The organism is Micromonospora sp. WMMD1155 (genome assembly GCF_029581275.1).
GTDB lineage: Bacteria > Actinomycetota > Actinomycetes > Mycobacteriales > Micromonosporaceae > Micromonospora.
Map to the genome: position 1 here is coordinate 5,438,957 of NZ_CP120742.1, position 11,862 is coordinate 5,450,818.

General features: G+C 70.5%; 9 protein-coding genes. 7 read left to right on the forward strand and 2 right to left on the reverse strand.

Features of this window, described 5'->3' with window-relative positions:
* Positions 1-26: 26 nt before the first annotated feature.
* The 5 genes from atzF (at position 27) to O7617_RS25030 (ending at position 5,344) form a co-directional block, all read left to right on the forward strand.
* Complete coding sequence (atzF, locus tag O7617_RS25010) at positions 27-1,829, forward strand: allophanate hydrolase (RefSeq protein ID WP_282258541.1); 1,803 nt, start codon at positions 27-29, stop codon at positions 1,827-1,829.
* 39 nt (positions 1,830-1,868) lie between these two features.
* On the forward strand, positions 1,869-2,558 hold the full coding sequence (locus O7617_RS25015) for an isochorismatase family cysteine hydrolase (protein WP_282258544.1): 690 nt from the start codon (positions 1,869-1,871) through the stop codon (positions 2,556-2,558).
* Between the two features lie 7 nt (positions 2,559-2,565).
* A complete protein-coding gene (locus O7617_RS25020) occupies positions 2,566-3,258 on the forward strand; it encodes a cysteine hydrolase (RefSeq protein WP_282258546.1) in 693 nt (230 codons plus the stop codon).
* Between the two features lie 12 nt (positions 3,259-3,270).
* Complete coding sequence (locus O7617_RS25025; RefSeq protein ID WP_282258548.1) at positions 3,271-4,887, forward strand: regulator; 1,617 nt, start codon at positions 3,271-3,273, stop codon at positions 4,885-4,887.
* Positions 4,888-4,966: 79 nt separating this feature from the next.
* Positions 4,967-5,344, forward strand: coding sequence for an AtzH-like domain-containing protein (locus O7617_RS25030; protein ID WP_282258550.1), 378 nt, complete (start codon positions 4,967-4,969; stop codon positions 5,342-5,344).
* A gap of 75 nt (positions 5,345-5,419) precedes the next feature.
* Here O7617_RS25030 and O7617_RS25035 read toward each other — a convergent pair whose 3' ends face one another.
* Both O7617_RS25035 and O7617_RS25040 read right to left on the reverse strand, forming a co-directional pair.
* Entirely contained in the window at positions 5,420-6,757 is a 1,338-nt protein-coding gene (locus tag O7617_RS25035) for a ricin-type beta-trefoil lectin domain protein (RefSeq protein ID WP_282258552.1), read from the reverse strand.
* 29 nt (positions 6,758-6,786) lie between these two features.
* A complete protein-coding gene (locus tag O7617_RS25040) occupies positions 6,787-8,145 on the reverse strand; it encodes an RICIN domain-containing protein (RefSeq protein ID WP_282258554.1) in 1,359 nt (452 codons plus the stop codon).
* A 626-nt stretch (positions 8,146-8,771) separates the two neighbouring features.
* On the opposite strand from O7617_RS25040, the gene O7617_RS25045 reads away from it, so the two are divergent.
* Positions 8,772-10,211, forward strand: a complete 1,440-nt coding sequence (locus O7617_RS25045; protein WP_282258556.1) for a glycoside hydrolase family 43 protein — start codon at positions 8,772-8,774, stop codon at positions 10,209-10,211.
* Between the two features lie 29 nt (positions 10,212-10,240).
* Positions 10,241-11,740, forward strand: coding sequence for an RICIN domain-containing protein (locus O7617_RS25050; protein WP_282258558.1), 1,500 nt, complete (start codon positions 10,241-10,243; stop codon positions 11,738-11,740).
* Positions 11,741-11,862: the final 122 nt, after the last annotated feature.

The window sequence follows — 11,862 nt, forward strand, 5'->3', positions numbered from 1 at the left end:
TAACAGGACTGTCGACAATCGACAGTATGTCAGAGCCCGTTGGTCCCTTTTCGGTCCTGCGGTCGGCGTACCTGAGCGGCGCGACGACCCCCGTCGAACAGGTCGAACGTGTCCTGGCCGGGCTCTCCGGCCGAGACGGCGGGCCGGTCTGGATCAGCACCGTCACCGCCGACGACCTACGGGCCCACGCCGCGTGGCTGACCCGCCACCGCGACCCGGCCGACCTGCCGCTGTACGGGATCCCCTTCGCGGTCAAGGACAACATCGACGTCGCCGGTATGGTCACCACAGCCGGCTGCCCCGACTTCGCGTACCGTGCCGCGGAGGACGCGCCGGTGGTTCGCCGACTGCTCGACGCCGGTGCCCTGCTCGTCGGCAAGACCAACCTCGACCAGTTCGCCACCGGTCTGACCGGCGCCCGCTCGCCGTACGGCAGCTGCGAGAGCGTCTTCGGCGGCGGGCTCGTCTCCGGCGGGTCCAGCTCCGGCTCGGCCGTCGCGGTGGCCTCGGGCCAGGTCGGCTTCGCCCTGGGTACCGACACCGCCGGCTCCGGCCGAGTCCCGGCGGCCCTGAACGGGATCGTCGGCCTCAAGCCCACCCGGGGACTGCTCAGCACGGCCGGTGTGGTCCCGGCCTGCCGCTCACTGGACTGCGTATCGGTCTTCGCCACGGACGTCGCGGACGCCGTCGAGGTGCTGCATGCCGCCCGGGGCGTGTCGGAGGCCGACCCGTGGGGGCGTGCGCTGCCGGCCGAACGAGCGAGTGGCCGCTCGCCGGGGACGCTCCGCCTCGGGGTGCCTCGCGCGGAGGGCCTGGAGTTCTTCGGCGACGAGGGACAGAACGAGAGGTTCACCGCCGGCGTACGACGACTGAGCACCCTGGTCGCCGCCACCCGGCCGGTGCCACTCGACGACTTCTTCGCGGCGGGGGACCTGCTCTACCAGGGGCCCTGGGTCGCCGAGCGGCTCGTCGGGCTGGGCGAGTTCCTGCGGGGGCACCCCGACTCGGTGCTCCCGGTCACCCGGACCGTGCTGGAGACCGGGTGGCGCTACGACGCGGTCGACGCCTTCCGGGGTCAGCACCGGCTCCGCGAACTGCGCGCCCGGGTCGACCGGCTCTGGCGCGAGATCGACGTGCTGGTGGTGCCCACCGTCGGCACCACGTTCACCCTCGACGAGATCGCCGAGGATCCCATCGGGCGCAACGCCATGCTCGGCCGCTACACCCAGTTCGCCAACCTGCTCGATCTGGCCGCGGTGACCGTACCCAACGGTTTCACCGACGGCGGCCAACCGGCGAGCCTGACCCTGCTCGGCCCGGCGTTCAGCGACCTCACAGTGGCCCGCCTCGCCGCCGCGCTCGTCGCCGGCGGTGAGGCGTCGCCGGCTGCGACGGCGGCCGACGCGCTGCCGACCGCGGCGCGGACGCTGATCGCCGTCGTCGGCCGACATCTGAACGGCGAGTCCCGCAACGGTGAACTGACCGGGCGTGGGGCCACTCTCGTCGGCGCGGCACGGACCGCGCCGCTGTATCGGCTCTACCGGATGGAGACCCCGGACGGTGAGGGGCTGCCCGGCCTGGTCCGGGTGCCCCCGGCCGACCCGCAGGGTCAGCCGATCGAGGTCGAGCTCTGGAGTCTGCCGTCGGCCGCCGTCGGCGAGCTGCTGGCCGGAGTGCCGGCTCCGCTCTCGCTCGGCTGGGTTCGGCTGCACGACGGGCGGGACGTGCTCGGCTTTCTCTGCGAGGCGTACGCCGCCGGCCCGCCGGCCGTGGACATCAGCGCCGCCGGTGGGTGGCGGGCCCACCGTCAGGCCGCCGCCGGGAGGTAGGGCGGCAGGCACCAGCGAGGAACGACAGGAGGCGAGAAGATGGGCAGCATCGGGCCGGTACCGGCCAACCCCTACCCGTGGCCGTACGACGGTACGGCGGACACCGCGCACACCGCACTGCTCTGCATCGACTGGCAGACCGACTTCTGCGGACCGGGCGGCTACGTGGATGCGATGGGCTACGACATCGGCCTCACCCGGGCGGGCCTGCCGGCCACCGCCCGACTGCTGGAGCACGCCCGTTCACTCGGGATGCTCGTCGTGCACACCCGGGAGGGACACGACCCGGAGTTGTCCGACCTGCCGGCGAACAAGCGCTGGCGGTCGGCGCGCATCGGTGCCGAGATCGGTTCGTCCGGCCCGGCCGGTCGGATCCTGGTCCGCGGCGAGCCGGGATGGGAGATCGTGCCCGAGGTCGCACCGGCCCCCGGCGAGGTGGTCATCGACAAGCCGGGCAAGGGCGCCTTCTACGCCACCAACCTCGACCTGGTGCTGCGCACCCGGGGCATCACCCACCTGATCCTCACCGGCATCACCACCGACGTCTGCGTGCACACCACCATGCGCGAGGCGAACGACCGGGGGTACGAGTGCCTGATCCTCTCCGACTGCACCGGCGCCACCGACAAGGCCAACCACGACGCGGCACTGCACATGGTCACCATGCAGGGCGGCGTCTTCGGTTGCGTCACCACCTCCGACGACGTCATCGCCGCCACGACCACGTGAGGTGTACATGTTGACCATCGCCGCCGCGCGGCCCACCCCGTACACCTTCGACCTCTCGACCACGGCGTTGCTCGTCATCGACATGCAGCGCGACTTCCTGGAACCCGGCGGGTTCGGGGAGAGCCTGGGCAACGACGTCGGTCAGCTCCGCCGCACCATCGCCCCGCTCGCGGCGCTGCTGGCCGACGCCCGCGCCGTGGGCCTGACCGTCGTGCACACCCGCGAGGGGCACCTGCCGGACCTGTCCGACTGCCCGCCGGCCAAGCTGAGTCGCGGTACGCCCAGCAAACGGATCGGTGACCCCGGGCCGAACGGTCGGATCCTGATCCGCGGCGAGTACGGCCACGACATCGTCGACGAGCTGACGCCGCTGCCGGGCGAGCCGGTCGTCGACAAGCCGGGCAAGGGCGCCTTCCACGCCACCGACCTGGACGCCCTGCTCGCCGAGCGGGGCATCCGTAGCCTTCTGGTCACCGGGGTCACCACCGAGGTGTGCGTGCACACCACCGTCCGGGAGGCCAACGACCGCGGGTACGAGTGCCTCGTGCTCGCCGACTGCGTCGGGTCCTACTTCCCGGAGTTCCAGCGGGTGGGGCTCGACATGATCGCCGCCCAGGGCGGGATCTTCGGCTGGGTCGCCGACTCGGCGCAGGTCCGCGCCGCGCTGCCCACCACCCCCGTGTTGCAGCCCTCCTCCTGACCGGGAGCAGTCATGGCCTCCACCAGACCCTCAGTCGCCCCGCTGCCCTACTGGGTACGCGGCGACACCAACGCGTTCTTCGGCTTCGGCGTCAACGTCCTGGTCAACGTGCTCACCCTGACCGGGCTCTGCCTCGCCGTGGTGAACCTCCCCGAGGGGGAGGTGTTCGGCACCATCCTGCCGGCGCTCGGCATCGCCCTGGTCGCCGGGAACATCTACTACACCTACCTGGCCCGCCGGTTGGCCCGACGAGAGAACCGCAGCGACGTGACGGCCCTGCCGTACGGGCCGAGCGTGCCACACATGTTCATCGTCATCTTCGTCATCATGCTTCCGATCTACCTGCGTACCCAGGACCCCGTGCGCGCCTGGGAGGCCGGGCTGGCGTGGGCCTTCATCATCGGTGTGATCGTGTTGATCGGCGCGTTCGTGGGGCCCTACATCCGCCGGTACGCGCCCCGGGCCGCGCTGCTCGGCACCCTCGCGGGAATCTCCATCACGTTCATCTCGATGAACCCGGCCGGGCAGATGTGGCGGCTGGCCTGGGTCGCCCTGCCCGTCTTCGCCCTGCTGCTGATCGGCCTGCTCACCGACGTGAAGCTGCCGTTCAACTTTCCGATCGGGCTCGCCGCGCTGCTGCTCGGCACCGCGATCGGCTGGGCCGGCGGAGCGATGTCGGTGCCGGACGTCACGGCGGCGGCCCGGGACATCGCCATCGCCGTACCCTCCTTCAAGATCGACCTGCTCGCCGCCGGGCTGGCCGACATGGCACCGCTGTTGGCGACGGCGATCCCGCTCGGCGTCTACAACTTCACCGAGGGAATGACGAACGTGGAGAGCGCCGCCACGGCGGGGGACAACTACAACCTGCGCAGCGTGCTGCTCGCCGACGGCACGGGCGCGGTGATCGGCGCGGCTCTCGGCTCGCCGTTCCCACCGGCGGTCTACGTCGGACACCCGGGCTGGAAGGCGGCGGGTGGACGCAGCGGCTACTCGATGGCGACCGGCGTGGTGATCGCGGTGCTCTGCTTCCTGGGCATGTTCGGTCTGCTCGGGGCGATCTTCCCGACGGCGGCCATCGTGCCGATCCTGCTCTACATCGGACTGCTGATCGGGGCACAGGCGTTCCAGGCGACGCCCCGGGCGCACGCCGCCGCGGTGGTCGCCGCGCTGATCCCGAACATCGCGGCCTGGGCGACCGGGCAGATCGACAACGCGTTGGCAGCGGCCGGTACGACGGCCGCCGCGGTCGGCGACGAGGCGCTCAACGGTGCCGGCGTGGTCTACGACGGGCTGCTGGTGCTCGGTCAGGGCGCGATCCTCGCCGGCCTGGTACTCGGCGCGGTGGTGGTCTTCATCATCGACAAACGGTTCGTCCGGGCCGCGATCTTCGCCGGCTCGGGCGCGCTGCTGTCGTTCGTCGGGCTGATCCACGGCGAGCGGATCGAGTGGAACGCCAACGGCCAGGTCGCGCTCGGCTACCTCTTCGTCGCGGCGATCTGCGCGGTCTTCGCGCTCGGCCGTCCCGCTCCCCGGGAACCCGACCCCGGTGAGGACGACGAGGATCGAGCTGACCCGGCCGCTGACCGATCCGACGGTGAGCAGCGGACGTCGGCCCTGAGCGGCTGAGCCGACGGGCCCGGTCGGGGCGCCAGGGCTCCGACCGGGCCCACCAGTTCCGGACCCGACGGATCGGAGGGACGACCGCATGGACATCGACCGGACCGACGTGGTCGCCGAGGTGACGGCGGCCTTCGCCGACTACGAGCGGGCTCTGGCCGACGGCGACGCCGACCGGATCTGCGGGTACTTCTGGGATTCCGAGCGGACCGTGCGGTTCGGCCTCGCCGACCATCAGTACGGGCTGGACGAGCAGCGCAAGTGGCGGGCCGCCCAGCCACCACTGCCGGCCGGTCGTCGGCTGGTGGACCCCGTCATCACCACCTTCGGCCCGGACCTGGCGGTCGTGACGACCCGATTCGGGTACGCCGGCGCCGCCGCGACCGGGCGGCAGACCCAGACCTGGGTACGCCTGCCCGTCGGCTGGCGGATCGTCACCGCCCACGTCTCCGTTCCGGAGTACTAGCTGACCGGGTGGTGACGCGCGCCGCCCGGGACAGGACCCGGGCGGCGGCGTCTCCTGGATCGGCGCAGGCAAGCCCTAGCTGCGCGTGCTCCACCGCTGGTTGGCCCCGCCGTGGCAGGCCCACAGGTGCAACTGCGTCCCGTTGGTGGTGCCGGAGCCGACGGCGTCGAGGCAGAGCCCGGACTGGGCTCCGGTGATGGTGCCGTTGGAGTTCAGGTTCCACTGCTGGTTGGCCTGGCCGTTGCAGTCCCAGATGATGACTGCCGTGCCGTTGCTGCTGCCGCCTCCGCTGGCGTCCAGGCACTTGTTGCCGTAGACGGTCAGGGCGCGGTTGGTGGTGTGGGTGAAGCGCTGGTTGGCGCCGCCGTGACAGTCCCACAGTTGCGGGCGGGTCCCGTTGCTGGTGCTGGAGTTGGGGATGTCGAGGCACCGGCCGGACTGGCTACCCGCGATCATCACGTTCTGCTGGCCCGACGGCGGCGTCGTCGGCGGGGGAGTGGTGGGCGGCACGGTGGACCCGAACTGGCTGAAGAACCGCCACACCTCCTGCTTGACCCAACTCCGCGCGCCGCTCTCACAGCCGGCACACCCGTCCACCGGGCCTTGCTGGTGGCCGCCGTCGAACGCGGCCCAGAGGACCGGATATCCGGGCTGGCACGAGTAGGCGGTGGTGATGTGGGTCAGGCTGCCCGCCCTCGGCTCGGGCGGGTTCTGCGCGGCACAACCGTTGTTGCGGACGAACCTGTCGCGCAGCGAGCGCCCGCTGGGGATGTTGTCGTTGATGCCGTGGATCCCCAGGTACGCGACCGGCTGGGTGCCCCCGCTGCATCCGCTGATCGGCCCGGGGGCGGCGATCGCCGCGACCGCTCGGAACACCGTGGGCCGGGAGCAGGCCAGGGAATAGCTCATCGCCCCGCCGTAGCTGAACCCGACCGAGAAACGTTGGGTCGTGTCGACGCAGAGGGCGTTCTCGATCGTACGGATCATGTCGTCGGTGAAGGTCACGTCCTCACCGTTGGAGTTGCCCCAGCCGTTGTTGAGGCCCTGCGGGGCGACGAAGATCGTGGTGTTGTCGGACTGCGAGAGCATGCCGTAGTAGGCCCAAGCGGCTCCGTCGGTCCCGCCCGACGCGACCTGGGTGGCGGTGCCGCCCAACCAGTGGAAGCCGAAGGCCAGCCGGTGGGCGTAGGTGTTGTTGTAGCTGTCGGGCAGCCGAAGGATGAAGCTGCGGCTCTTCCCACTGCTCTGGATGGTGTGGGTGCCGCTGCTCAGTCCGGGTGCCTTGCCGCAGCCGGCGGTGGTGGCCGCGGCCGCCGAGGTGACGGTCGTGAGGACGTACGCCCCGATGGCGAACAGGACCATGACCGCCATGGCCGCCCCCAGCCAGGGGGTGGACGGTTTGCGAAGTCGCATGGTTGAGCCTCCTTCTGCGTTCGCCGAACTCAACTCCGGCTCCATCGTTGGCCGGCCGCGCCGTTGCAGTCCCAGATCTGGACGCGGGTGCCGTTGGCCGTGCCGGTGCCGACCGTGTCCAGGCAGCGGCCCGAACCGACTCCGGTGATCGAGCCGTCGGAGTTGAGCCGCCACTTCTGGTTGGACTGGCCGTTGCAGTCCCAGATGATCACCGAGCTGCCGTTGGCGGTGGCGGCGCCGTTCACGTCGAGACACTTGCCGCCGAAGACACGCAGTTCCTGAGCCGAGGTCGACGTCCAGCTCTGGTTGCTCTGCCCGTGGCAGTCCCAGATGATCGCCGCCGAGCCGTTGGACTGCGATGCGCCGTTGACGTCCAGGCACCGTCCGGAGGACGCGTTGCGCAGCGGCGACGTGCCGCCCGGCGGCGGGGTGGTCGGCGGCGGCGTGGTCGGTGGGGTGGTCGGGTCGGTGCTGCCGAACTGGGTGAAGAACCGCCACACCTCGCCCTTGGTCCAGGTCCTGGCGCCGCTGTCCCCGCCGCCGTCCACCGGGCCGGGGGTGTGCCCGCCGTCGAAGGCGGCCCACACCACCGGGTAGCCGGACCGGCAGCCGGAGTAGGTGGTGGTGATGTGCGTCAGGCTGCCGGACCTCGGCTCGGGCGGGTTCTGGGCGGTGCAGCCGTTGTTGCGGACGAACCTGTCCCGCAGGGACCGTCCGGCGGAGATGTTGAGCACCGAGTCCCCGATGCCGTGGATGCCCATGTACGCGATCGGCTGGCTGCCGTCGCTGCAACCGCTGAGCTGCCCGCCGGCGTAGACCGCGACGGCGCGGAAGACACCGGCCCGGGAGCAGGCCAGCGAGTAACTCATGCCTCCGCCGTAGCTGAAGCCGAGCGCGAAGCGCTGCGTCGTGTCGACACAGAGGTCGGCCTCGATCAGGCTGATCATGTTGTCGACGAAGGTGACGTCCTGGCCGCCGGGGTTGGCCCAGCCGTTCCCGTTGCCCTGGGGGGCGACGAAGATGGTGCTGTTGTTCGCCTGCTGCCGCAGCCCGTAGTAGGACCAGGCAGCCCCGTCCGACCCACCGCCGTCGACGTCGCCGGCGGTGCCGCCGTTCCAGTGGAAACCGAAGATCAATCGGTACGGGTGGTTGCGGTCGTAGTTGTCCGGGATCCGCAGGATGAAGCTGCGGTTCTGGCCGCTGCTCTGGATGGACCGTTGGCCGCTGGTCAACGTCGGGGCCTTACCGCAGCCGGCGGTCGCCGCGGCCGGGGCGACGTCCGCGGCCGACGCGGTGGTGCTCAGGCCACCGGTCAGTGCGGCCGCGCCCGCGGCCACGACGACGGCTGCCGTCGCGAGTGAGGCAAGGATCGGTCTGCGTCTTGTCATGCTGGGGCTCCCGCCACTCGGCACGGATTGATGTAGCTGGAAGAGACCGCGGTGACTGCACGCGCGGTTGCCGGCTGACCCCTGCCGACACCGCGGGCGACACCTCGGGGAGACATGACGTGCCACGGCGCCCGGCCGGCTCGTCGGCACCCGATCCCGCCACCGACCTCGCCGCCCGAGCGGGACCAGGTGGTCGTCGAATCGATTCGGCCCGACGCTAGATCAGGCAGTGAAGTATGTCAATGCTGTGTCCGGCCGGTTGCGGGCCGGCGAACGCACCCGGCGCCGACTGGCCGTGTCGCCGGCGCGCAGGAGTGGACGGGCGCACCTCCGTGGGGGCGGGGGGTCCCGGACCCTCGATTCCTTGACACCCGTCGATGCTATCGCTAACACTGTCCGCAACGCGACGTTAACGAGCAGAAAACATCCGCCCCCGCTGCTCGCGAGCGCCGCATCGGCAGTGCTCGAGACAGCACATCACCGCGTCCACGGCTGAAAAGAGCGCGCCGCGTACGGATTGATCTTGTTAGCGCTAACATAGATGACCTCTGGTAGAGGGGGCCCGGATCGTGGCTTCCTCGCGGATGACGGATCGCCTACCGCCCCTGCGCGAAGGAGACAGACCCATGTCGAGAGCCCTCTCCCGGCTCTGTGCGGTGGCCGTCGCCGCGTGCCTGCTCTTCACCACCTGGTCGGCGGCCACGCCGAAGCCGGCCGCCGCGCTCGACCCGACCGTCGGGTACCTGATGGCGCACTTCACCGGCGAGTCGTCGACAGACCAGCAGATCTACCTGGCCCACAGCGCCGACGGCCTCCGCTGGACGGACCTCAACAACGGCGGCCTCGTCCTGCGTTCCCCGGTCGGCACCCGTGGTGTCCGCGACCCCGCCCTGGTCCGTTCGCCCGCCGGCGACAGGTACTGGATCATCGCCACGGACCTGTGCATCGGCTGCGGCCAGGACTGGTCGGCCGCCATCAACAACGGCAGCCGCAACCTCGTCGTGTGGGAGTCCACCGACCTGGTCAACTGGTCGACGCCGTGGTTGCTGAACGTCGCCGGGGCGATCCCGGACGGACGCAACGCCTGGGCACCGGAGGCGATCTGGAACCCGGCCACCGGCGACTACGTCCTCTACTGGGCGACGAACGTCCCGCTCAACGGGGCCACCAAGCACCGCATCTACTACGCCCGCACGTCGAACTTCCGCAGCATCACCACGCCCCAGTCGTACATCAACCGGCCCGGCAACCAGGAGATCATCGACACCCAGATCGTCGAGGTGCCGGCCGGCGTCGGCGCCTACCGCTACGTGCGGGCGTCCCGGGACGGTCAGATCACCATCGAGGGCAGCAACTCCATCCTCGGAACCTGGACCACGCTGGGCAACCTGTCCGGCATCGGGCTGACCGGCGCGCAGGTCGAAGGCCCGATGTGGATGCCGTTCAACGGCCGCAACGAGTGGGTGCTCTACCTGGACCAGTATTCGAGCGGGCGCGGATACCTGCCCGTGCTGACCACCAACCCGTCGAGCCCGGGCGCCTACCGGCTGCCGGCGTCCGGCTCGTACACCATGGGTGGCACCAAGAAACGGCACGGCACGATCCTCAACCTGACCGCGGCCGAGCAGAGTCGGGTGCTCGCGCGCTGGCCCAACACCGCGGTCAACCGCATCCAGTCGTACAACTTCCCGGACCGGTACGTGCGGCACGCCGACTACGACGCCCGCATCGACCCGAATGTCAGCCCGGCGCAGGACGGCCAGTGGCGGCTCGTGCCCGGTCTGGCCGGCTCCGGAACGGTCTCCATCCAGTCGGTCAACTACCCGGGCCACTACCTGCGGCACTACGGGTTCGACTTCCGGTTGGAAGCCGACGACGGCAGCGCCACCTTCGCCGCCGACGCGACCTTCCGGCAGGTCGCCGGTCTGGCCGACTCCTCCTGGACGTCGTTCCAGTCCTACAGCCACCCGGACCGCCACATCCGGCACTACGGCTACCTGCTCCGGCTCGATCCGGTGACCGACGCCCAGAGCCGTGCCGACGCGACGTTCCGGGTGACCAGCTGAGCCCGACCTCCGCACCGATTGGACATCTCATGAATACGAACGCGTCGTGGAGTAGGCGGAAACCGCGCCGGCTGCTGATCACGGTGGTGACCGCGCTGACCGCGATGGCCGGCGTCATCGTCGTCGCGTCGTCGCCGGCCACCGCCGCCACCAACCAGTTCCGCGGCATGAACTGGGCGGTGCTGGGCGACAACTTCAGCACCGGCCCGCTCGTCGTGCAGGGCCTCAGCTCGTCGGACAGCAACGCGACGGTGCGGGCGAAGGCGAACGCCCTCTACGACGACATGTCCGCCACCATGGGCGTCAACACCGTCCGGCTGCCCATCAACACCCACACCGTGGGGACGGCCTGGTGGGAGGCGTACCGGGGGGCCATCGACGCGGCCACCGCGCGGGGCTTCAAGGTGATCCTGGCGTACTGGGAGGACGGTGCCGCCTCCGGCGGCAGGATCACGAACCTCGCCGCCTGGAACGCGATGTGGTCCACGGTGACCAACACGTACGGCGGGAACGCCAACGTCTACTTCGAGCCGATGAACGAGCCGCATGGTTACAGCTCTGCGGAGTGGCGCAACGTGGCGGCGAACTGGCTCAGCTACCACTACTCGGCGGTGCCCGGCCGGGTGCTCATCGGCGGCACCGGCTTCAGCCAGGACCTGCGCGACATCTGCAACGACACCCGCTTCACCTCGACACTGCTGTCCTTCCACCACTACGCCTTCTTCTACGGCGCGATGACCTACGACGCCTTCCGCAGCCACATCCAGACCCGGCTCGGCGACTGCGCCTCCCGGGCGGTCGCGACCGAGTTCGGCGCGCCCATGAACGACGGCCGCAACTACGCCGACGCGAACAGCACCGACAACTTCGTCCGCCACATCCGAGCCATGGCGCAGGTCATGCGCGACAACCAGATGGGCGGCACGTACTGGCCCGCCCTCGGCGGCAAGCCGGGCACCATCGGTTACGACTGGTACTCGATGTTCTCCCTCGGTGGCAGCGGCACGAACCTCGACCTGAGCATTCGCAACACCTCCGGCGCCGACCGGATCCGGTACGCGTGGGGCGACACCGTCGGGACCGACCCCACGACGCCTCCACCGGCGACGGGGACGTTCTACCGGGTCACCGTGCGGCACAGCGGCAAGGCCATGGACGTCCAGCAGCCCAACACCGACAACGGCGCACGCGTCGGCCAGTACACCTACGGCGGCAGCGCGTGGCAGCAGTGGCAGTTCCAGGACGCCGGCAGCGGCTACTGGCGCATTGTCAGCCGGCACAGCGGCAAGTGCCTCGACGTGGTGAACGTGTCGACGGCCGACGGCGCCGAACTCATCCAGTACACCTGCGGCACCGGCACCAACCAGCAGTTCCAGATGGTCACCGACGGTGGCTACTTCCAACTCCGGGCCCGGCACAGCGGCAAGTGCGTGGACGTTCCGGCGGCGTCGACCACGGACGGCGTGGTCCTCAAGCAGTACACCTGTAACACCGGCGCCAACCAGCAGTGGTCGCGTACGACCGTCTGAGCGACCGCCCCGCGACCCGACCGGTGCCGGGTCCGCCGCCGACCTAGTACGGTTTCGGTGATCGACAAGCACCGGTGTCGGTGGCCCCCCGCCGCGGCGGGAACCGCCAGTCCGGTGGCGAC